The organism is Aeromonas sp. CD (assembly GCF_033349375.1).
Lineage (GTDB): Bacteria > Pseudomonadota > Gammaproteobacteria > Enterobacterales > Aeromonadaceae > Aeromonas > Aeromonas hydrophila.
The window spans coordinates 618788-639663 of the sequence record NZ_CP137631.1 but is presented as its reverse complement, the minus strand read 5'-3'; the positions used below and the strand labels follow the sequence as shown (position 1 = coordinate 639663).

General features: G+C 63.4%; 18 protein-coding genes. 7 read left to right on the top strand and 11 right to left on the bottom strand.

Annotated elements, in window-relative coordinates:
• The first annotated feature begins 34 nt into the window (after nt 1-34).
• Complete coding sequence (locus tag R2E40_RS02965; RefSeq protein ID WP_318164729.1) at nt 35-496, top strand: hypothetical protein; 462 nt, start codon at nt 35-37, stop codon at nt 494-496.
• A gap of 73 nt (nt 497-569) precedes the next feature.
• Here R2E40_RS02965 and R2E40_RS02960 read toward each other — a convergent pair whose 3' ends face one another.
• From R2E40_RS02960 to argC, 6 genes are all read right to left on the bottom strand, one after another.
• Nucleotides 570-1205, bottom strand: a complete 636-nt coding sequence (locus R2E40_RS02960; RefSeq protein ID WP_318164728.1) for an FMN-binding negative transcriptional regulator — start codon at nt 1203-1205, stop codon at nt 570-572.
• Nucleotides 1206-1332: 127 nt separating this feature from the next.
• The gene (gene argH, locus R2E40_RS02955) at nt 1333-2715 is read right to left on the bottom strand and encodes an argininosuccinate lyase (RefSeq protein WP_202002932.1); all 1383 of its coding nucleotides are present in this window, start codon (nt 2713-2715) and stop codon (nt 1333-1335) included.
• Between the two features lie 398 nt (nt 2716-3113).
• Nucleotides 3114-4349, bottom strand: coding sequence for an argininosuccinate synthase (locus R2E40_RS02950; RefSeq protein WP_016349361.1), 1236 nt, complete (start codon nt 4347-4349; stop codon nt 3114-3116).
• Nucleotides 4350-4403: 54 nt separating this feature from the next.
• Nucleotides 4404-5315: an ornithine carbamoyltransferase gene (locus R2E40_RS02945; protein ID WP_024943614.1), complete on the bottom strand. Its 912-nt coding sequence runs from the start codon at nt 5313-5315 to the stop codon at nt 4404-4406.
• 25 nt (nt 5316-5340) lie between these two features.
• Entirely contained in the window at nt 5341-6120 is a 780-nt protein-coding gene (argB, locus tag R2E40_RS02940; RefSeq protein WP_045790715.1) for an acetylglutamate kinase, read from the bottom strand.
• A gap of 23 nt (nt 6121-6143) precedes the next feature.
• Complete coding sequence (argC, locus tag R2E40_RS02935) at nt 6144-7151, bottom strand: N-acetyl-gamma-glutamyl-phosphate reductase (protein WP_318164727.1); 1008 nt, start codon at nt 7149-7151, stop codon at nt 6144-6146.
• A gap of 268 nt (nt 7152-7419) precedes the next feature.
• Here argC and argE point away from each other — a divergent pair, with 268 nt between their 5' ends.
• The 3 genes from argE to R2E40_RS02920 all read left to right on the top strand — a co-directional run bounded on the left by argE (nt 7420) and on the right by R2E40_RS02920 (nt 11922).
• Entirely contained in the window at nt 7420-8565 is a 1146-nt protein-coding gene (argE, locus tag R2E40_RS02930) for an acetylornithine deacetylase (RefSeq protein ID WP_318164726.1), read from the top strand.
• Nucleotides 8566-8780: 215 nt separating this feature from the next.
• A complete protein-coding gene (gene ppc, locus R2E40_RS02925) occupies nt 8781-11414 on the top strand; it encodes a phosphoenolpyruvate carboxylase (protein ID WP_318164725.1) in 2634 nt (877 codons plus the stop codon).
• Between the two features lie 109 nt (nt 11415-11523).
• Nucleotides 11524-11922 carry a hypothetical protein gene (locus R2E40_RS02920; RefSeq protein WP_318164724.1) on the top strand — a complete coding sequence of 133 codons (399 nt, stop codon included), beginning with the start codon at nt 11524-11526 and terminating at the stop codon, nt 11920-11922.
• A 144-nt stretch (nt 11923-12066) separates the two neighbouring features.
• Here R2E40_RS02920 and R2E40_RS02915 read toward each other — a convergent pair whose 3' ends face one another.
• Both R2E40_RS02915 and metB read right to left on the bottom strand, forming a co-directional pair.
• A complete protein-coding gene (locus R2E40_RS02915) occupies nt 12067-14535 on the bottom strand; it encodes a bifunctional aspartate kinase/homoserine dehydrogenase II (protein ID WP_318164723.1) in 2469 nt (822 codons plus the stop codon).
• Entirely contained in the window at nt 14535-15698 is a 1164-nt protein-coding gene (gene metB / locus R2E40_RS02910; protein WP_318164722.1) for a cystathionine gamma-synthase, read from the bottom strand. The genes R2E40_RS02915 and metB overlap by 1 nt, the downstream gene beginning before the upstream one ends.
• Nucleotides 15699-15992: 294 nt before the next feature.
• On the opposite strand from metB, the gene metJ reads away from it, so the two are divergent.
• From metJ to R2E40_RS02895, 3 genes are all read left to right on the top strand, one after another.
• The gene (gene metJ, locus R2E40_RS02905) at nt 15993-16316 is read left to right on the top strand and encodes a met regulon transcriptional regulator MetJ (protein WP_005308521.1); all 324 of its coding nucleotides are present in this window, start codon (nt 15993-15995) and stop codon (nt 16314-16316) included.
• Between the two features lie 35 nt (nt 16317-16351).
• On the top strand, nt 16352-17104 hold the full coding sequence (locus R2E40_RS02900; protein WP_318164721.1) for an AraC family transcriptional regulator: 753 nt from the start codon (nt 16352-16354) through the stop codon (nt 17102-17104).
• 84 nt (nt 17105-17188) lie between these two features.
• Complete coding sequence (locus tag R2E40_RS02895) at nt 17189-17527, top strand: tRNA-binding protein (RefSeq protein WP_029301901.1); 339 nt, start codon at nt 17189-17191, stop codon at nt 17525-17527.
• A gap of 72 nt (nt 17528-17599) precedes the next feature.
• Here R2E40_RS02895 and R2E40_RS02890 read toward each other — a convergent pair whose 3' ends face one another.
• The 3 genes from R2E40_RS02890 to nudE all read right to left on the bottom strand — a co-directional run bounded on the left by R2E40_RS02890 (nt 17600) and on the right by nudE (nt 20740).
• A complete protein-coding gene (locus R2E40_RS02890; protein ID WP_017408955.1) occupies nt 17600-18871 on the bottom strand; it encodes an aromatic amino acid transport family protein in 1272 nt (423 codons plus the stop codon).
• Between the two features lie 412 nt (nt 18872-19283).
• Nucleotides 19284-20096: a 3'(2'),5'-bisphosphate nucleotidase CysQ gene (gene cysQ, locus R2E40_RS02885; RefSeq protein ID WP_011704554.1), complete on the bottom strand. Its 813-nt coding sequence runs from the start codon at nt 20094-20096 to the stop codon at nt 19284-19286.
• A gap of 35 nt (nt 20097-20131) precedes the next feature.
• Nucleotides 20132-20740, bottom strand: a complete 609-nt coding sequence (nudE, locus tag R2E40_RS02880) for an ADP compounds hydrolase NudE (protein WP_016349349.1) — start codon at nt 20738-20740, stop codon at nt 20132-20134.
• Between the last annotated feature and the right edge of the window lie 136 nt (nt 20741-20876).

Below are 20876 nucleotides of genomic sequence, written 5' to 3'. Positions count from 1 at the left end.
CCGTCATGACATCAGTCGTACGGAGAGTGACATCATGATCGCCATCAGCACCCTGCTTCCCCTCGCCTCCCTTGCCCTCAAGCTCGGCAGCAAGCTGCTCGGCGATGGCACGCCACAGGCCAAGGCCGAGCCTCCCGCGCAGGAAGAGCGGCTCGCTCCCACGGTGCAGAGCCTGTTCCAGCGGCTGGGAGTCAAGGATGCCAACAGCGAGCAGAACCGCCCCGCCATCAACCACTTCATGGGGGCACTGATGCAGACCCTGGGTCAGGAGTTCTCGGGCCAGTCGCTGCCCCAGGCCATCGACGCCGCCCGCACCCAGCTGGCCGACGGCACCCAGAGCACCCGCCTCGACGCGCTGCAGAGCGAACTCGACACCCTCAAGGGCTCCCTGGGCAACAGCGACCTCAACCTCGATCAGCTGCTCTATGCCTTCAAGCAGACCCTGCCCAATGGGAAGGGGGAAGGCGTCGGCAAGCTGCTCAATGCCAGCGCGTGAGCGGGAGTGGAACCATGAAAAACGGCAACTTGGAGGTTGCCGTTTTTGTCGGGCCGGATCTCATGATGTCACGCTAGGGTAGTGAGCAAGGTGGACTCAGCATTGCCTCGGCCAGCGCGGTCTGCCCGCGATCCTGCAAGGTATTGGCCGCACCCAGGCGATCCGCTGCCTCCTTGTTCTGACCCAGTTTGAACTTGCCGACCAACCCGGTTATCTCGATTTCGATGCCGACAACCGCCTGCACCATGGTTTCGAGATAGTCTCGCGGCGCATCCGCCATCTTCCATGGGATCGGCTCTCCGGCCTCATGGTGACGAGTCAGATTTGCCAGCAGCCGGCGCACAAAGCGTGCATCGTCGCGGATCTGGATGCGACCGTGAACATGCACCACGCTGTAGTTCCAGGTCGGCACCTGCTGGTGATGTTCATGCTTGCCCGGATACCAGTTCGGGGAGACATATGCATCGGCGGCCCTGAAGATCACCAGCACGTCGTCGCCGTCTTTCACCTCCTGCCAGAGCGGGTTGTTGCGAGCAACATGGGCACGCAGGACACCATGCTCCCCTTCTCCAGCATCCAACTCGAACGGCAGATGGTTGGCATCCAGTCCCCCTTCACCATGAGTGATCAGGGCCCCCAGCGGATAGGCCCGGATCAGCTGGTGCAGGGTCTCGGAGTCGGTAACGGCGAAATGGGGTGGTTGATACATAAGGGCTCCTTGAGCGAGGCATTGGCGTCCATACAGCAGCCCATTCTTGCGCAATCAGGAGTGGCAGGCGATGGCATAGACATAAAAAAGAGGGCCTGAGCCCTCTTCATTTCATTCGGCTTGGCAATCAGCCGCGCTTGGCCAGCCAGGCTTCGGCGGCGACCAGCGCGCCTTCGATCTGCTCGCGGGCGACGCCGCCTTTGGCGACCCGTTTGGCGAGGGTCGCTTCCAGCTCCAGATTGGGGTAGACGTCGAACTCGATCACCGGGCTGAAGCGCTGGAACTCGCCGATGGTCAGCTCCTCCAGCGGCTTCTTCACCTGGATCGCGTAGACCACGGTTTCACCGACGATATGGTGCGCCTCACGGAACGGAATGCCCTTGGCCACCAGATAGTCCGCCAGCTCGGTGGCGTTGGCGTAGCCGCCCTGGGCCGCCGCCATGGTGCGCTCGCCGTTGACCTTCAGATCGATCAGCACCAGGGCCGCCATGTCGAGGCAGTCGTGCCAGGTATCGAGGGCATCGAACAGCCCCTCTTTGTCTTCCTGCATGTCCTTGTTGTAGGCCAGCGGCAGCGCCTTGAGGCTCATCAGCATGCCCATCTGGGCGCCGACCACCCGGCCGGTCTTGCCACGGATCAGCTCCAGCGCATCCGGGTTCTTCTTCTGCGGCATCAGCGACGAGCCGGAAGTGACCGCATCTGAGAGCTCGACAAAGCCCGCCTCACCGGTGTTGTAGAAGATGAGATCTTCGGCAAAGCGCGACAGGTGGGTCATGGAGAGGGACGCCACGTGCATCAGCTCCACCACGTGATCCCGGTCGGAGACCGAATCCAGGCTGTTGCGGGTGGCGCCGGCAAAGCCCATGTCGAGCGCCAGGGCTTCGCGGTCGATGGCGTAGGCGGTACCCGCCAGCGCGCCGCAGCCGAGCGGGCTGGTGTCGAGGCGCTTGAGGGCATCCTGCAGCCGGGAGTAATCCCGCTCCAACATCTCCACATAGGCCAGCGCCCAGTGGGCGTAGGTAACCGGCTGGGCCCGCTGCAGGTGGGTGTAACCCGGCAACACCGCAGCCTGATTGGCACGGGCAGAGGCGACCAGCCCCTGTTGCAGGGCGGTGATGGAGCCAAGCAGCAGCTCGCCCTGGGCCTTGCACCAGAGCTTCAGATCGGTGGCAACCTGATCGTTGCGCGAGCGGCCGGTGTGCAGCTTCTTGCCGAGATCGCCGACGGCGGCGATGAGCTGGCTCTCGACCCAGGAGTGAATGTCTTCGGCATCCGAACTCAGGATCTGCTGGGGATCCTGCTGCACCGAGGTGAGCAGCACCTCCATCGCCTGCTGCAACTTGCCCTGCTCATCGGCGGTCAACACGCCCACCTTGACCAGCGCTTTGGCCCAGGCCATGGAGCCCTGAATATCCTGCTCCGCCAGCCGGTAATCGAACCGCAGCGAATCGTTGAACTGCTTGAACCGGCTATCGGCCCCCTGACTGAAGCGTCCACCCCAAAGTGCCATACTGCTCTCCTTGAATGCGTTGTCGGTGGCGCCTTGCGCCTGCCGTACTCGCGCGGCCCCTTGGCCTGCGCGCAGAAATCTTGCCCTGTATTTTTCTGCATAACAGTGCGCTGGTGAGCGACGCTGTTGCCGTTGAACATGTCACATCCAGCAACTACGAACCGCTCCCCTCTCCCTCTGGGAGAGGGCTAGGGTGAGGGTAATTCCCCCTCATCTCCGACCCTTCTCCCCTTGTTTTTCGAGTAGGCGGGAGAAGGGAGAAAATACGTCAGCATCATATTCACACAGCCCCTGTTATCGCACAGAAGCGGCCGGGGCGCTGCCGCTCTGCTCACACCCCATTGATACAAGAGGGGGCAATGCCCCCTCTTCGGTACCAGCGGATTAACTCCAGCGGCTTAGCCGTGGGTGTGGTCGCCACCGATGGCCTGATGCTGCTCCTTCATGGCGCGGATCCGGCTGGCCAGGGTGTAGAGACGGATAAAGCCTTCGGCATGGCTCTGGTCGTACACCTCGTCGGCACCGAAGGTGGCGAAGTCTTCGGAGTAGAGGCTGTTCGGCGACTTCTTCTGCACCGCGGTGACCTGACCCTTGTACATCTTCAGCACCACTTCACCGTCGAGATCTTCGGCAATGGCGTTGGCAGAGGCGACGATGGCCTTGCACAGCGGGGTGAACCAGCGACCGTCATAGACCAGATGGGAGAACTCGGCACCCAGCTTTTCCCGCCAGGCGCGGGTCGGGCGATCCAGTACCAGCTCTTCCACGGCGCGCAGTGCGGCGACCATCACGGTACCGCCCGGGGTCTCGTAGCAGCCACGGGACTTCATGCCCACCATCCGGTTTTCGGTGATGTCGATACGGCCCACGCCGTGCTTGCCGGCACGCTCGTTCAGGGTCATCAGGATCTGGTGCGGGCTGAGCGGCTGGTCGTCAACGGCCACCACTTCCCCCTGGGCCACGGTCAGCTTGACGTACTCCGGCTGATCCGGTGCCTGCTCGGCCGGCACGGTCCACTGCCAGACCGCTTCGGACGGCTCGTTCCAGGTGCTCTCCAGCTCGCCACCCTCGGTGGAGATGTGCCAGGCGTTGGCATCGCGGCTGTAGATCTTCTTCAGGGTCGCCTTGCAGGGGATGTTGCGGGTCTCCAGGTAGGCCAGCAGATCTTCCCGGGAGCGCATATCCCACAGACGCCAGGGGGCGATCACTTTCAGCTGGGGCGCCAGCGCGGCGACCGCACCTTCGAAACGCACCTGATCGTTGCCCTTGCCGGTGCAACCGTGGGAGATGGCATCGGCCCCTTCCGCCAGCGCGGCCTCGACCATCGCCTTGGCGATCACCGGACGGGCCATGGAGGTACCCAGCAAGTAGGTGCCCTCATAGACGGCACCGGTCTTCAGGGTCGGATAGACGTACTCTTTGACGAACTCTTCCCGCAGATCCTTGACGATGCACTTGGTGGCACCGGAGGCGATGGCTTTTTGCTCGATCCCTTCCAGATCGTCACGCTCCTGACCGACGTCGGCGACGAAGGCGATGATCTCCGCATCATAGTTTTCCTTCAGCCAGGGAATGATGGCCGAGGTATCCAGTCCGCCCGAGTAAGCCAGTACGATCTTGTTGATTCCGCTCATTTACTTCTCTCCATGATGATTCGATAAAAGGGTGTTATTTGGGGTCGGTTGCCGTTATTTGTGCCCAAGCAGGGTCAGCAGTACGGCGTTCTGGATATGCATCCGGTTTTCTGCCTCGTCCATGATGAGGGAGCCAGGCCCGTCCATGACCTGAGAGGTGATCTCCAGCTCCCGGTGCGCCGGCTGGCAGTGCAGCACGTGCTGGATGCCAGTGCGGTCGAGCAGGGCCTGGTTGATCTGATAAGGCATAAAGATATCTTTTACCTGCTCCATTGGCGTGTTGTCACCCATGGAGACCCAGGTGTCCGTGTAGGCCACGTCAAACCCTTCGATGGCCGCCACGTCGTCGCTGATGTGGATGGTCGCACCGGACTGGGCCGCCAGCGCCTGGGCCTGCAGGAAGATCTGGGTATCCGGGCCGTGGCCTTTCGGGCAGACCAGGGTCACGTCGGTACCCAGGGTCGCCCCCAGCAGCAGCAGAGAGTGGCTGACGTTGTTGCCATCGCCGAGATAGGCCAGCTTCACCTTCGACAGATCGGCGTAGTGTTCGCTGATGGTCATGAAGTCCGCCAGCCCCTGGCAGGGGTGGTAGAGGTTGCACAGGCTGTTCACCACCGGCACTGTGCCGTGCTCGGCCAGCTCGACCAGAGTCTGGTGATCGAACACCCGGGCGACGATGGCATCACACCAGCGCGACAGGTTGGCGGCGAAATCCTTCACCGATTCCCGCTTGCCGAGCGCGCCGTTCTGCTGATCCAGATAGACGCTGTGGCCACCCAGCTTGGCGATGCCGATGTCGAAGGTGACCCGGGTGCGCAGGGAGGGTTTCTCGAACAGGGTGACCACGCTCTTGCCCGCCAGCGCCTGGCCGTACTTTTTCGGATCGGCCTTGACCGCTTTGCCCAGGGCGATCAGCGCCTCAATCTGGGCCTTGCTTAAATCACTGTCTTTCAGAAGATGTTGCATCGGATATTCCTTGTTCCGGTGGAGATCAGAGGGTGACCTGGGTGCCGACGGCGCCGCCAGCCAGCAGCTTGAGCAGCTGATCCGGGTAGCGCCAGCTGGCGACGCAGACCGGTTTGCCCAGGGTCTCGGCGGCATGCAGGGCGGCTTTCACCTTGACCGCCATGCCGTCGCTGATCACCCCCTTCTCCATCAGATCCAGCGCGGTCACCTTGTCGAGCTGAGGCACCAGCTTGCCCTTGCCATCCAGGATGCCGCTCACGTCGGAGAGCATCACCAGGTCGGCGCCCAGCGCCTCGGCAATGGCGGTGGCCGCCTGATCCGCGTTGACGTTCATCAGCTGCCCCTGGGCCGTGATGCCGATGGAGCTCACCACCGGCAAGAAGCCCTGAGCGAGGATCCCCGCCACCAGCGCCGGGTTGCCCGGCTGGCAGTCACCCACGGCGCCGAGTGCCGGGTCGAGCTGGGTCACCTGGCACAGACCGCCGTCCGCCAGACAGAGTCCCACCGCCGGGATGTCGGTGGCGATGGCCTTGGCCATCATCATCTTGTTGGCGGTACCGGCCAGCGCGCCGGCGATGAAGGGGATCTGCTCGAACGGGGTCACCCGCAGACCGTTCTTCTTGGTGGAGGTGAGGCCCAGCCCCTTGAGCAGGTCATCCACCAGGCAGCCGCCGCCGTGCACCAGCACCAGGGGTCTGTGCTGCTCGTCCAGAAAGGTTTTGAGGGTGGCGAACAGGGCGGTCAGCGCCTCGTCGTTTTCGATCAGTGCGCCGCCCAACTTGATTACCAGAGTCTGCTTGTCCATCGTTGCGATCCTTCCTTGAGTCCTTAAATCAGGCCGGTGGCCGGTTCAAATCCGAATTTGATATTTATGCACTGCATGGCCTGGGAGGCGGCGCCCTTGAGCAGGTTGTCGATGGCACAAACCACCACCAGCATGTTGCCCTGCTGTTGCCAGGCGAGATCGCAGTACGGGGTGCCGGCGACGCCACGGATGGAGGGCATCTGGCCGGTCAGACGCACCAGCGGCTTGCCCTCGTAGGCCTTGAGGTAGGCCTGATCCACCTGGGTCGGCGTCACGCCGTCCGCCAGCTGCACATAGATGGTGGCCAGGATGCCGCGCACATAGTTGCCAAGGTGGGGCTGGAACAGCACCTCTTTGCCGAGGTGGTGGCTGATCTCCGGCTGGTGCCTGTGATTGAAGGTGCCGTAGGGGTTGAGGCTCACCTCGCAGAAGCTGGTGTTGATGGCCGCCTTGCGACCGGCACCGGAGACCCCGGAGACGGCGTTGATGATGGGCTGCCACCCCTTGGCAATCAGTCCTGCCTGCTGCAGCGGCCTGAGGGCGCACAAGGAGGCGGTCGGGTAGCAACCCGGCACCGCAATCAGCTGGGCCGCCTTGACCGCTTCGGCATTCCACTCGGCCAGACCGTAGGCGGCCTGATCCAGCCACTGCTCGCTCTCGTGGGTGAAGCCGTAATAGGAGGCGTAGAACTGCTGATCCCTGACCCGGAAGGCACCGGAGAGATCGAACACCGGCAGACCCTTGGCGAGGAACTTGGGTGCCAGCTCGGCACTCACCTCGTGGGCGGTGGCCAGCAGCACCAGATCGGCCTGGGTCAGGATCCGGGTCATGCCATCCTCGTCCAGCGGCAGCAGCGGCTGATCCAGCGCGCCGACCCACTGGGGATGCAGAGCAGAGAAACGCTTGTGGGCGTCCTGGCTGCCGGCGGAAACATAGAGGCCGAACAGCTTGAGTTGTGGATGGTTCTGGACCAGGGCGGCCAGTTCGGCTCCCGCGTAGCCACTGGCACCGACGATAACGGTGTTAAGCATGTTGAGTATTCCAAGTCAGAGTTCGAGATTCACAGCATGGTGCTGCGGTGCACAAGGGGGTTCGATGCCCCATGCACAAGTGCGGAGGGGCAATTCAGGCGGGTGTGTGTCGTCGGTTATAGATCAGGTGACAGAACATTAACTTTCCCTTACAACTAGAAGCCTTGTCGATGAGCCACGTATTCAGGCAAACTTACAGAATATTCATGCACTCACTTTGCATTTGTATTTTCTAACAGAAACATTCCGGGGAAGCAAGGAGGAGCAGGTGGCCAATCTGGATTTTTTTTCACTCTACAAGAATATTATTGCGATTCCGTCCATCAGCAGCACGGATCCCCGCTGGGATCAGAGCAATGAGGCGGTGATCCGGCTGCTGGCCGACTGGTTCGGTCAGCTCGGTTTTCAGTGCGAGGTGACCGCCCTGCCCGATCTGCCGGGCAAGTTCAATCTGGTGGCAACGATAGGTCAGGGCGAAGGGGGGCTGCTGCTGGCGGGTCACACCGATACTGTGCCGTTCGACGAGGGCGCCTGGCGCAAGGATCCCTTCAAGGTGACCGAAGAGGGCAACCGCCTCTATGGCCTCGGTACCATCGACATGAAGGGCTTCTTCGCCTTTATCGTCGAGGCGCTCAAGGAGATCGACCTCAAAACCCTCAGCAAGCCGCTGCGCATCCTGGCCACCGCCGATGAAGAGACCACCATGGCGGGGGCCCGCGCCATCGCCGCTGCGGCTGAGCTGAAACCCGACTATGCGGTGATCGGCGAGCCGACCGGGCTGGTGCCTGTGGTGGCCCACAAGGGGCACATGTCGGAAGCCATCCGCATTACCGGCAAGAGCGGTCACAGCTCGGATCCCGCCAACGGCGTCAACGCGCTGGAGATCATGCACCAGGCCATGGGCCAGGTGCTCAAGCTGCAGCACAGCCTGAAGGAGAAGTACGCCGACCACAGATTCGCCGTGCCGCAGCCGACCCTGAACCTCGGCTACATCCAGGGGGGCGACAGCCCGAACCGCATCTGCGGCTGCTGCGAACTGCACATCGACATGCGCCCCACCCCGCAGGTGGGCCCCGACGAGCTGATGGACATGCTCAAAGAGGCGCTCTCCCCCATCGAGATCCACCAGCCTGGCTGCCTGCACCTGCAGCACCTGCACGAGCCGATCCCCGCCTACGCCTGCGCCGATGACTCCGAACTGGTGCGCGAGGCCGAGCGGGCGAGCGGCCGGGCCGCCGAATCCGTGAACTATTGCACCGAGGCCCCCTTCATCCAGCAACTCGGTTGTGAAACCATAGTGCTGGGCCCCGGCCACATCGCCCAGGCCCACCAGCCGGACGAATATCTGGATCTGTCGTTCGTCAAACCGACCACCAGCGTATTGCAGCACCTGATCCGCCGTTTCTGTCTCTGAATTGACGGGAATGTAAGTAAGTTACATGACATCGCACCTCGGGACAGGTGATGGAAATACATGTTCTGAATCGGCCTGTTATTTGACCTTGCGCAGACAATCTGGGTAGATTGTCACCCTAAGATGACGGAGCATATGTTGTAATCGCACAACAATAAGTGAGGTCGTCTCTCACCCCGGATGGGTGTCAGGCACCAACAAGATAAGGATGTGGAATGAACGAAAAGTACGCCGCACTACGCGCCAACGTAGGCATGCTGGGTCAACTGCTGGGCAAGTCCATCAAGGATCATCAGGGACAGGCCTTCCTCGACAAGATCGAAACCATTCGCCAGCTGGCCAAATCCTCCCGCAAAGGCAATGAGACAGACCGGAAACGTCTGCTCGATACCCTGCGCAACCTGAGCGATGACGAGCTGCTGCCGGTGGCCCGCGCCTTCAGCCAGTTTCTCAACCTGGCCAACGTGGCCGAACAGTTCCACACCATCTCCCGTCGCTGCGAAGAGCAGGTCTGCACCCCGGATCCGCTGGAGCAGATGTTCGACAAGCTGAAAGCCTCCAACCTGTCGCAGGAAGCCATCATCCAGGCCGTGCGCGAGCTGGACATCGATCTGGTGCTGACCGCCCACCCCACCGAGGTGACCCGTCGCACCCTGATCCACAAGCACGTACAGCTCAACGACTGCCTCGAGGCGCTGGAACTCTCCGATCTGCTGCCCCGCGAGCGGGACAAGATCCTCAATCGCATCGAACAGCTGGTCAACCAGGCCTGGCACACCAACGAGATCCGCGAACAGCGCCCGACCCCGGTGGACGAGGCCAAATGGGGCTTCGCCGTGGTGGAAAACAGCCTGTGGCCGGCCATCCCCGAATTCATGCGCAATCTGGACGAGCGGCTGCAACACCACCTGGGTGTGCGGCTGCCGCTGGATGCCGCGCCGGTCAAGTTCACCTCCTGGATGGGCGGTGACCGCGACGGCAACCCCTTCGTCACCGCCAAGGTGACCGCCGAGGTGCTGGAGCTGGGCCGCTGGATGGCGGTGAGCCTGTTCTACAAGGACATCAAGGAGCTCACCTCCGAGCTCTCCATGTCCGACTGCACCGACGCCGTGCGCGAGCGGGTCGGCGATCACCCCGAGCCTTACCGCGCCCTGGTACGCGAGCTGCGCGAACAGCTGCGCGAGACCCAGGAGTTCCTCACCGCCAAGGTGCAGGGCCAGGCGAGCGAGAGCCGGGATCTGGTCAAGACCACCGCCCAGCTGCGCGAGCCGCTGGAGCTCTGCTACCACTCCCTGCACGCCTGCGGCATGGGCAACATCGCCGACGGCATGCTGCTGGACGTGCTGCGCAAGCTGGCCTGCTTCGGCATCCATCTGGTCAAGCTGGACATCCGCCAGGATGGCGAGCGCCACGGCCAGGTCTTCTCCGAGCTGACCCGCTATCTCGGCATGGGTGACTACGCCGAGTGGAGCGAGGACGACAAGCAAGCCTTCCTGCTCAACGAACTCAACTCCCGCCGCCCACTCATCCCGACCGACTGGGAGCCGAGCGACGAGACCCGCGAGACCCTGGATACCTGCAAGGTCATCGCCCAGCACGATCCCGATGCGTTCGGCATCTACATCATCTCCATGGCCGGCGCACCGTCCGACGTGCTGGCGGTGCAGCTGTTGCTGAAAGAGGCCGGCTGCAAGTTCCGCATGCCGGTCGCCCCGCTGTTCGAGACCCAGGAAGACCTGATGGCGGGCACCGCCGTGATGGAACGCCTGCTGTCGGTGGACTGGTATCGCGGCTACATCCAGGGCCGTCAGTACGTGATGATCGGCTACTCCGACTCCGCCAAGGACGCGGGCATGATGGCCGCCGGCTGGGCCCAGTACGCCGCCATGGAATCCCTGGTGGCACTGGCCGAGGCCAACGACCTGCGCCTCACCCTGTTCCATGGCCGTGGTGGCACCGTCGGCCGTGGTGGCGCCCCTGCCCATCAGGCCATCCTGTCGCAACCGCCGGGATCCCTGCGCGGTGGCCTGCGGGTGACCGAACAGGGCGAGATGATCCGCTTCAAATTCGGCCTGCCCAAGGTGGCCATCCAGAGCCTCAACCTCTACACCAGCGCCGTGCTGGAGGGGAACCTGCTGCCGCCGCCCAAGCCCAAGGAGTGCTGGCGCGCCGTGATGGAGCAGCTGGCGTCTGTCTCCTGCGATCACTACCGCAGTATCGTGCGCGGTCATCCGGACTTCGTGCCCTACTTCCGTGCCGCCACCCCGGAGATGGAGCTCGGCAAGCTGCCGCTCGGCTCGCGCCCCTCCAAGCGCAAGCCCAACGGCGGCGTCGAGAGCCTGCGCGCCATCCCCTGGATCTTTGCCTGGACCCAGAACCGGCTGATGCTGCCGGCCTGGCTCGGTGCCCACAAGGGGCTGCAGCAAGCCATCGCCGACGGTCAGAAGGGCGTGCTGGAAGAGATGAGCCGCCAGTGGCCCTTCTTCCGCACCCGCCTCGAGATGCTGGAGATGGTGTTCCTCAAGGCTGACGTCTGGCTGGCCGAGTACTACGACACCCGGCTGGTGCCCAAGGAGCTGTGGGGCCTCGGCAAACAGCTGCGTCAGGAGCTTGCCGACTCCATCCAGGTGGTGCTGGAGCTGCGCCCGCAAGGCGACTTGCTCGACGACCAGCCCTGGATCAAGGAGTCTATCAAGCTGCGCAACCCCTACACAGACCCGCTCAACGTGCTGCAGGTCGAGCTGCTGGGCCGCTCGCGCAACCACCCGGAGACCCTGCATCCCGAGCTGGATCAGGCGCTGATGGTCACCATCGCCGGTATTGCCGCCGGTATGCGCAACACGGGTTGATGGCTGACAGGCTGCAACGCAAAAATAAACAGGGCGCCAGATTGGCGCCCTTTTCGCAGGTATTTGATTGCCGCATAATCGCCTCATCTTCAACGGAGGACACCTGTCCATGCGCCTGCTCTGTCTGCTGGTTCTCTTCGCTTCTTTCACGGCGAGTGCCAATAGCGCCGATACCATCGCGGTCTGTGATGGGCTGATAACCAAAGCCAAAACCTATTCTTCCATGCCGCCGGCCACCCTCAAAAAGCTCAGGGACTTGACCATGGAGGCAACACTGGAAGATTTTCGTCAGGAGTATGGTGCCGCCGTCGATGATGCTATGACTCAGCTGCTGGCGACCAACCTCTCTCGGGAACAGGCGCAATTCCAGCTGCTCCGTCAGCTGCGCATCTTTCAGGGCATGTTGATCAACATGGGGTTGAACCTGAATGGGGTTGAGGATCCCGCCCCATGGGAGAGGTTTCGTCAGGACTGCATCGCCTCAAACGGCCAGTGGCCTGCCATGTGATTGCCTGCGCTGCACTTGTTGCTCCCCTTTGCCCCTCGTGTTTACTTCAGCTCGTCACTTAAGAGACATCCTCTCGCAAAACGACTGACCAGCAATAAAAAGAGGCGCCACTGGCGCCTCTTTTGCTGAATGGCTTGTCCGCTGTTACAGGCTGGCACAGATCTGCCAGAGGTCGTACTGGATGGCGGCGGCCGTCACTTCCCGGCCGGCGCCCGGCCCCTGGATGACCAGCGGGTTGGTGCGATAGCTGTCGCTCTCGATGGCGAAGATATTGTCGCACGGCAGCAGGTTGGCGAACGGGTGGTGGGGCTCCAGCGCCTCCAGCCCGACCCGCGCCTTGCCGTCATGCTCGAAGCGAGCGACGTAACGCAGCACCTTGCCGACCCGGCGCGCCCCCTCGAAGGCGGTCTGGATCGGGTCATCCAGCTCCTTGAGCCTGTCCATGAACTGATCCGTGCTCACCTTGCGCAGGGAGACAGGCACCAGGTTCTCCAGCTCGATGTCGGCGGAGTCGAGCTCGAACCCCGCTTCCCGCGCCAGGATCAGCAGCTTGCGGCGCACATCCTGGCCGGAGAGATCCTCGCGGGGATCCGGCTCGGTCAGGCCATGTTGCCACGCCTCGTCCACCAGCTCGGAGAAGGGGCGAGTACCGTCATACTGCTGGAACAGCCAGGAGAGGGTGCCGGAGAAGATGCCGGAGACCCCCTGAATGCGGTCGCCGCTCTGGCGCAGCATCTGGATGCTGGACTGGATCGGCAGCCCGGCGCCCACGGTGGCGTTATAGCGCCACTGCACCTGATGGTCGCGGCAGGTCTGCTTGATGCGCTGGTAGAATTCGCTGTCGGCGGCGCCGGCAAACTTGTTGGCGGCGATGATGTGAATGCCGAGCTGGGCAAAGTCCGGGTAGTAGCGGCTCACCGTCTCGCTGGCAGTCATGTCCAGCGCAATCAGGGTATCGAAGCCGTGCTGCTCCAGCTGGGGCAGCAGCTCGGGCCAGATCAGCGGCTTGGGATTGAAGTTGTCCTGCACCTTGAGCGGATCCAGCCCCTCTTCATCCATCAGCCCCCCTTCCGAGCTGAACACCCCGTAGAGGGTGAGCGCCAGGTTCAGTTCATGCTCGAGCCGTGCCTTCTCGCGGGCATAGAGGTTGAGCCAGTGACCGCCGATGTTGCCCTTGCCGAACACCACCAGCCCGACCCGGTTCGGGCGGCTGAACAGGGCGCTGTGCAGGGCGATCAGCAGCGGCTCCAGCACCACCTGGCGCAGCACAGCCACCAGACTCAGGCCATCTTTGGCCACCTGCACGAACTCCAGCGGCTGATCCGCCAGCAGCTGGTAGAAGCGGTGGCACTGCTCGGCGTTGTCGGTGACGCCGGCCCCCACCAGCGCCACTAGGCTGTAGCCTTCGCGCTGGATGAGACCGGTGAAGCTGCCCTGCAGCTGGAAGTCGCGCAGCAGCTCGAACGCCCCCTGTGCCACCTCGAGGGTATAGGCGAGGCGCAGGATCCGGCGATCCGGCTGGCGCTGCAGGGTGAGCGGGTTGAGCCGATGGCGGGCCAGATGGGCTTCGATGGCCGCCACTGTCTGCTCATAATGGGTCTGCGGCAGCACCTTGAGCTCGATGAGGGCGATCTGATCCACCGAGGAGACGATGCGGGCGCCGCCGGAGCGCGGGGCACGGCGCAGGATGTGGGTGCAGCCCTCGTCCGGGTTGTAGCTGCAGCGCAGGGTGAGGCGCTGGCGGCTGTCGGCCACCGGCTGCAGGGTGCGCGAGTGCAGCACCGAGGAGCCGAGGCGGGCCAGCTCGTTCGCTTCGGCGAGGCTCAGGCGCTCCAGCAGACGCGCCTCCTTGACCCGCCTCGGGTCGGCGCTGTAGACCCCGGCCACGTCGCTCCAGATGGTGGTGGATTCACCGTCCGCCAGCAGGGCCAACAGGCTGGCGCTGTAGTCGGAGCCGTTGCGACCGAGCAGCAGGGAGCGTCCCTCCATGTCGGCGGCGATAAAGCCGGTCACCACGATGCGGCCGGCGTGTTCCGCCAGCCGCGCCTTGAGCAGTTCGCTGGACAGCGCGGTATCCACCTTGACCAGGGCGCCATCCTCGGCGCGCAGGAAGCTGCGGGCATCGAGCCAGATAGCCTTGTCGCCGCGACTGGTGAGCAGGGCCGCCAGCAGGCGCGCCGACCACACCTCGCCAAAGGCGAGCAGGCCGTTGCGTTCGAAGCGGTCAAACTGCCCCTCTAGGGTCTTGGCGATCAGCTGCATGTCGTCGGCCAGCTGCTGGCTCAGCGCGAGGTGAAGCTCCCCTTCCAGCAGGCCGTCGATCAGGCTCTGCTGATAGGCCTGCAGGGCCGAGATGGCCTCGCCGGCGGCTTCATCCCCGGCTTCGGCCAGCTCCACCAGCTGGATCAGCCGGTTGGTGGTCTTGCCGGCGGCGGAGACCACTACCAGTTCTCGCCCGCCCCCCTGCTGCTCGGCTTGTTGTTCGAGAATGCTGGCGACCCGGCGATAACAGACCGGATCCGCCAGACTGCTGCCACCGAATTTGTGGACGTGACGTCGCTTCAAGCCTGCTTCTGTTGCCACCGCGATCTCTCCTTGTTGCTGCTGTTCCATTACTTCGCCACCTGCTGTGCCTGTGCAAACGCCGCGGCCAGATCGGCCACCAGATCCTCACCGTGTTCGATACCGACCGACAGGCGCAGCAGCTGGCTGCTGATGCCTGCCGCCTGCTGGGCGGCCGGGGTCATGGCCCTGTGGGTCATGCTGGCCGGATGGGCCACCAGACTCTCCACCCCGCCAAGGGATTCGGCCACCGAGAAGAGGGTGAGGGCCGCCAGGAAGACGCGAATGCCCGCCTCATTGCAATCGAGCTCAAAACTTAGCATGGCGCCGAAGCCGGACTGTTGACGGCGCGCAATATCGTGGCCCGGATGGCTCGGCAGGCTGGGGTGATAGATGCGTTTGACCAGCGGTTGCTGCTGCAGGAAGGCGAGGATGCGGTCGGTGTTATCCTGATGGGCGCGCAACCTGGGGGCCAGGGTGCGTAGACCGCGCAGGGTGAGGTAGGAGTCGAACGCCCCGGAGGTGAGCCCCAGACAGTTGGCCCACCACACCAGGGAGTCGGCCAGCTCAGGTTCCTTCGCGATCGCCACTCCGCCCACCACGTCGGAGTGGCCGTTGATGTACTTGGTGGTGGAGTGCACCACCAGATCGGCCCCCAGCGCCAGCGGCTGTTGCAGCAGTGGCGAGAGGAAGGTGTTGTCCACCGCCACCTTGGCGCCCGCCGCGTGGGACGCCTCGGCGATGGCGGCGATGTCCACCACCCGCAGCAGCGGGTTGGAGGGGGTCTCCACCCACACCAGCGCCGGCTGCTGGGCCAGCGCGGCGGCCAGTGCCGCCGCATCCCCCTGATCGACGAACTGCACCCGGTAGTGGCCCTTGGCCGCCAGGTACTCGAACAGGCGCCAGGTGCCGCCGTAGCAGTCGTGGGGGGCGATCAGCAGATCCCCCGCCTTGAGCAGTGCTGTGGTGACCAGATGAACGGCCCCCATGCCGGTGCCGGTCACCACGGCGCCGGCCCCCCCTTCCAGCGCCGCCAGCGCGTCCGCCAGATTGGTGCGGGTCGGGTTGCCGGAGCGGGCATAATCGTATTGACGGGGCTCGCCAAAGTCGGCAAAGGTGTAGTTGCTGGAGAGGTAGATGGGCGGCACCACGGCACCGTGTTGCTGGTCAGTCTCAATCCCGGTGCGCACTGCCAGTGTGGCTTTATGACTCATGATGCTCTCCTTGGCGCCGTGACTGTGCGATCGTTCTGTCTCGATCTTCCGATACAAAGTACCGCCTGGGTGGCCTTGTGGGTCATGTCACTCTCCTTGATGTCTCTTCACACGCTGGCATGCTGTTTCTGCCACGCGCCATCCCGCCATTGCAGGCTCATGGTGAACCACACTACGCCAGCTTAAAAAGGCCGTCAACACTTCCAGACGTCTAAATGGCTTTGCTGTTGGATTGCCATTAAATTCCTTAAGGGTTAAAATCCGCGCTCACGGCTAAATGAGAACAGGTGGATCATGGGTACAGAGTGGAACGGCGACTACGTCAGCCCCTACGCGGAACACGGTAAGAAGAGCGAACAGGTCAAGAAGATTACCGTCTCGATCCCGCTCAAGGTGCTGAAGGTGTTGACCGATGAACGCACCCGCCGTCAGGTGAACAACCTGCGTCATGCGACCAACAGCGAGCTGCTCTGCGAAGCCTTCCTGCACGCCTTCACCGGTCAGCCGCTGCCCTGCGACGAAGATCTGCGCAAGGATCATCCGGACAGCGTCCCTGCCGAGGCGCGTGCCATCATGGAAGCGCTGGGCAAAGAGATCGAAGATTTCGACGCCGAGTAATCCTGCAGCAGATGCCAAACAGCAAACCCCCTTCGATGACGCGGCCCCAGGCCGCGTCATCGCTATCCGCCCCTTTCAGCCTGCGTCGCTACCAGAGCGACGTCTGCAGCCACAGCCACGACCATGCCCAGCTGGTGATCCCCCTCGACGGTCCCATCGAGATCGAGGTGCAGGGCCAGGGGCGGCGGCTCGCACCCGGCTTTGCCTGCATCATCGCCCCCGGTGAGCGGCACGACTACGCCGCCGATCCGGCGCTCTCGTTTCTGGTGCAGGAGAGCCACTGGCTGCCCGGCGAACTGGGCGAGCGCCCCTTCATCGAGCTGGATGAGGCCCAGCGCCACTATCTTGCCTTCCTGCACCGCATGGTGGCCGAGGGGCGCCACGTGGCCGGCATGGAGCAGGTGTGGCTGGGTCTGCTGGCAGAGGTGCAGCAGGCAGGCTCGCGCGGCCGTGCCCGCCTCGCCCCGCGCATCGGCAAGGTGCAGCGTCATATCGAGGCACATCTCGCCGAGCCCCTCAGCAACGAACGGCTGGCCGCCATCGCCTGCCTCGGCCAGAGCCAGTTCAAGCACGCCTTCCAGCAGCAGGTGGGGATGAGCGTCTCCCACTACATCCGGGCGCGGCGCATGGCGCTGGCGCGTACCCTGCTCGCCCACACCGCCCTGCCCGTCGGCGACGTGGCAAGCCGCTGCGGTTACCAGAATCAGGGGGCCTTCGGCGAGCGCTTCCTGGCCGAAACCGGACTGACCCCTTCCCGCTGGCGCCAACAAAACGGCCGCTTGCCGTAACCGGGCGGCCGTTTGCCGAAGACGGCGCAGGTGGTTTCGAGGCATGCTGAGGCTCATGCAAGGTATGGGCAACGAGGAGCCAAGATGCAGACCATAAGCTGGCAGGATTTCGAGATGGTGGAGCTCAGGGTGGGCACCCTGGTGCGGGTCGAGCCCTTCCCCGAGGCGCGCCGCCCGGCCTACAAGGTGTGGGCGGATTTCGGCCCCGAGCTCGGGGTGCGCAAGAGCAGCGCCCAGATCACCGACCTCTACCAACCGCAGGAGCTGGTAGGCCGCCAGATCGTCGCCGTGGTGAACTTCCCCCCCAAGCAGATAGGCCCGATCCAGTCGGAGTTTCTGCTGACCGGTTTCTACCGGCCGGACGGCGCCGTAGTGATCGCCATCCCCGAGCAGGCGGTGGAGAACGGTGCCAAGCTCGGCTGAAGCCACCACCTGATCGATACAAGAGAGGCGACCCTGGGGTCGCCTCTCTTTTTTGCGGCTGGTTGCTCGCCGTTACTTCAGCAGGCTGAAGATCAGCGCCGACACAGCCAGCGCGCCGGTCAGCAGGATGAAGCCGTTGGCCCAGCGGTGGCGGAAGCGGGCCAGCGCCTCCACCTTGTAGATGGCCACCACCGGCATGATGAACAGGATCATGGCGATCACTGGCCCGGAGAGGGTCTCCATCAGCCCCAGGATCCCAGGGTTGATGATGGCGGCGCCCCAGATGGAGAAGAACATCAGGGCGATGCCGAGCCGGTCTGCCTTGGCCAGCGACAGGCCGGTGGGCTTGGCGATCAGGCTTTTCAGGCTCTCGCGGGCCCCGAGGAAGTGGCCGAGGAAGGAGGAGCTGATGGCGATGAAGGCGATGAGCGGCCCCAGGGTCACGATCACCGGATTGTCGGTGATGTTGGCGAGATAGGAGAGCACCGAGACGTTCTGGGCCTTGGCCTCGGCCAGCTGGGCCGGAGAGAGGCTCAGCACGCAGGAGAAGACGAAGAACAGCACGAAGCCCACCAGCATGACGGTGGTGTTGCGCAGGATCAGGCTGCTCTTCGCTTCCGCCTGCTCGCCGTACTCCCGGCGCTGCACGTTGGCAAAGCCCGAGATCGCGGCGGCGTGGCTGAAGGCGAACACGGTGACCGGCAGCGCCAGCCAGACGGTATTGAGGAAGCTGCCGCCCTCCAGGCTACCCAGCTGCGGCCACTGCCACTGGGGGATCAGGTAGCAGGAGAGCGCCGCCAGGATGGCCGCCAGCGGATAGACCATGACGGCGAAGGCGCGCAGCATCGCCTTCTCGCCGGCCAGCATCACGGCGATCATGGCGAACACCAGCAGGCCGGAGAGCATCACCCGGTTCGGGGCATCCATGCCGAGCTGATTGATCATGAAGCTCTCCACCGTGTTGGTCAGCCCGACCCCGTAGATGAGCAGGATCGGGAAGATGGAGAGGAAGTAGAGCGCCGAGATGAGGCGGCCGGCCATCTTGCCGAAGTGCTCCTGGGCCACCTCGGTGAAGTCGGCGTGGGGGCGCGAAGAAGAAAGCACGAAGCGCGCCAGCCCGCGGTGAGCCAGGAAGGTCATGGGGCCGGCCAGCACGGAGACGATGATGAGGGGCCAGATCCCGCCCAGACCCAGGTTGATGGGCAGGAACAGGATACCGGCGCCGACGGCGGTGCCAAACAGGCTGATGACCCAGTGGGTGTCGTGGCGGCGCCAGGGGGTGGCGCTGACGGTGGTGGAGCAGGAACCGGACAGCTCCTTGGTGACGTCTACAGATAAACTCATTACTAATTCACTTTTTGTCAGTGTTTTAATCTGAGTTCATTGTGGTTTATCGGGATTTAATTCTCAAAAGTCCACCCTGAAACATATCACTACCATTACGGGCTTCAGCCAGTGAGATTGGGAATGGAATCGGGATCACATAAATGAGTAAAACTGAATTTTGTTAAATTTGCGAAATTTAAAACCAAATTCTCACTCTTGGTCAATTTTTTATTTTGGCCAAATGATCGTTTGCAGAATTACCTGAAAAATCGTGCCATTCCGCCGCCCTCTCTTGTGATGATTCACTGTCATTCCCGCGCTTTGCCAGCGGATATTTCTGTTCATTCCCGATGAAACCAGCGGATCACACCAAGCAATCAGGCGGCCATGGGGCCGCCTGATTGCCGTCAATGATGACCTGTTCACCCGCTCAGTGCGCCAGAATGCTGCCCCAGGCGAGATCCGGATCCCCCATCACGATGAAGTCCGGGTTCTCCAGCGACTCCGTCTCGTTGTAGCGCAGCGGCTGCAGCGCCAGGCTGAGGATGCGGCCACCGGCCGCCTCGACGATGCACTGGGCGGCGGCGGTGTCCCACTCGCCGGTGGGGCCGAGCCGCACGTAGCAGTCGGCCGCCCCTTCCGCCACCAGACAGGACTTGAGCGAGCTGGAGCCAAGCGGGATCAGCTCGTAGTTGATGGCCGGGTTGAGGCGGCGGGTCAGGTTCTCCAGCTTCTGGCGGCGGCTGATGGCCACCACCAGCGAATCGGGCTGATCGTGCTCGTGGTGCATGGCGCTGATGGGGTGCACCTCGCCGTTCGCCTCCTTGAAGGCGCCATGACCGCGCACCGCCCAGTAGAGCACGTTCGACTCGGGAGCGTAGATGACGCCGAGCACCGGCACATTGTCCTGCACCAGGGCGATCAGGGTGGCGAAGTCACCGCTGCCGGCGATGAACTCGCCGGTGCCGTCGAGGGGATCCACCAGCCAGTACTGACGCCAGTTGGCGCGCTGGCTGAAGGGGATGTCGGCCGCCTCTTCGGTCAGCACGGGAACATGGGGAGTGAGCGCCGACAGCGCCTGTTTGAGGTAGGCATCGGCAGCAAGATCGGCACTGGTGACCGGGGTCGCATCCTCCTTCAGCTGACGCTCGAACTGACCGCCGTGATAGATTTCGTGAAGGATCCTGCCCGCTTCGCGCGCGATCTCCTTGACCCCCGGCACCCAGGCCAACAACTCCTGCATCTTGTTATCCTCTGTATTCAAACTGCCCCTGCGGGCTACTCTGCCTGCTCCGCCAGCCAGCGTTGGGCCAGCAGCAGCGCACTGATGCTGCGCGACTCGGTGAAGTCGGGTCGTGCCAGCAATTCGTCGATCCGGTTCAGCGGCCAGGGGATCACCTCGAGGGGCTCGGGCTCGTCCCCCACCCGCTGCTCGGGGAAGAGATCCCGCGCCAGCAAGATGTCCATCCGGCTGGAGAAGTAGCCCGGCGCCAGCGACACCTGCTTGAGCAGGGTCAGGCTGTTGGCGCCAAAACCCGCCTCCTCCATCAACTCCCGGTTGCCCGCCTCGAAGGCATCTTCACCCGGGTCGATCAGCCCCTTGGGGAAGCCCAGCTCGTAGGAGTGGGTGCCCGCCGCGTACTCGCGCACCAGCAGCAGGGTGTGGGCATCGAACAGCGGCACCACCATGACGGCGCCCCGGTTGCCACCGCGCATCCGCTCGTAGACCCGCTCCTCGCCGTTGGAAAACTTGAGATGGAGCGACTCCACCTTGAACAGCCGGCTCTCGGCCACGATCTCGGCCTTGAGGATCTCCGGCTTGCTCTTGTCGTGCGCCATGGTGTCGACGCTGAGGTGGACGGGTTTGCGTTGGTGGAGGTCACTCATCGGGGCTGGCTGCTCGTTAAAAAATCGTGTTTCAAGAGTAAACGACTCCCCTCTCGAACACCACGGGGCAAGGGTGGGAAAGCGGCGGGAAAAATCCGTTATAATGCCCGCCCGTTTCGACCCGACCACCGAGGCC

Bases quoted from the DNA above. Each gene is read 5' to 3' on its own strand.
- R2E40_RS02965 (WP_318164729.1), top strand. From the start codon at position 35: ATGATCGCCATCAGCACCCTGCTTCCCCTCGCCTCCCTTGCCCTCAAG.
- R2E40_RS02960 (WP_318164728.1), bottom strand. From the start codon at position 1,205: ATGTATCAACCACCCCATTTCGCCGTTACCGACTCCGAGACCCTGCAC.
- argH (WP_202002932.1), bottom strand. From the start codon at position 2,715: ATGGCACTTTGGGGTGGACGCTTCAGTCAGGGGGCCGATAGCCGGTTC.
- R2E40_RS02950 (WP_016349361.1), bottom strand. From the start codon at position 4,349: ATGAGCGGAATCAACAAGATCGTACTGGCTTACTCGGGCGGACTGGAT.
- R2E40_RS02945 (WP_024943614.1), bottom strand. From the start codon at position 5,315: ATGCAACATCTTCTGAAAGACAGTGATTTAAGCAAGGCCCAGATTGAG.
- argB (WP_045790715.1), bottom strand. From the start codon at position 6,120: ATGGACAAGCAGACTCTGGTAATCAAGTTGGGCGGCGCACTGATCGAA.
- argC (WP_318164727.1), bottom strand. From the start codon at position 7,151: ATGCTTAACACCGTTATCGTCGGTGCCAGTGGCTACGCGGGAGCCGAA.
- ppc (WP_318164725.1), top strand. From the start codon at position 8,781: ATGAACGAAAAGTACGCCGCACTACGCGCCAACGTAGGCATGCTGGGT.
- R2E40_RS02920 (WP_318164724.1), top strand. From the start codon at position 11,524: ATGCGCCTGCTCTGTCTGCTGGTTCTCTTCGCTTCTTTCACGGCGAGT.
- R2E40_RS02915 (WP_318164723.1), bottom strand. From the start codon at position 14,535: ATGGAACAGCAGCAACAAGGAGAGATCGCGGTGGCAACAGAAGCAGGC.
- metB (WP_318164722.1), bottom strand. From the start codon at position 15,698: ATGAGTCATAAAGCCACACTGGCAGTGCGCACCGGGATTGAGACTGAC.
- metJ (WP_005308521.1), top strand. From the start codon at position 15,993: ATGGGTACAGAGTGGAACGGCGACTACGTCAGCCCCTACGCGGAACAC.
- R2E40_RS02900 (WP_318164721.1), top strand. From the start codon at position 16,352: ATGACGCGGCCCCAGGCCGCGTCATCGCTATCCGCCCCTTTCAGCCTG.
- R2E40_RS02895 (WP_029301901.1), top strand. From the start codon at position 17,189: ATGCAGACCATAAGCTGGCAGGATTTCGAGATGGTGGAGCTCAGGGTG.
- R2E40_RS02890 (WP_017408955.1), bottom strand. From the start codon at position 18,871: ATGAGTTTATCTGTAGACGTCACCAAGGAGCTGTCCGGTTCCTGCTCC.
- cysQ (WP_011704554.1), bottom strand. From the start codon at position 20,096: ATGCAGGAGTTGTTGGCCTGGGTGCCGGGGGTCAAGGAGATCGCGCGC.
- nudE (WP_016349349.1), bottom strand. From the start codon at position 20,740: ATGAGTGACCTCCACCAACGCAAACCCGTCCACCTCAGCGTCGACACC.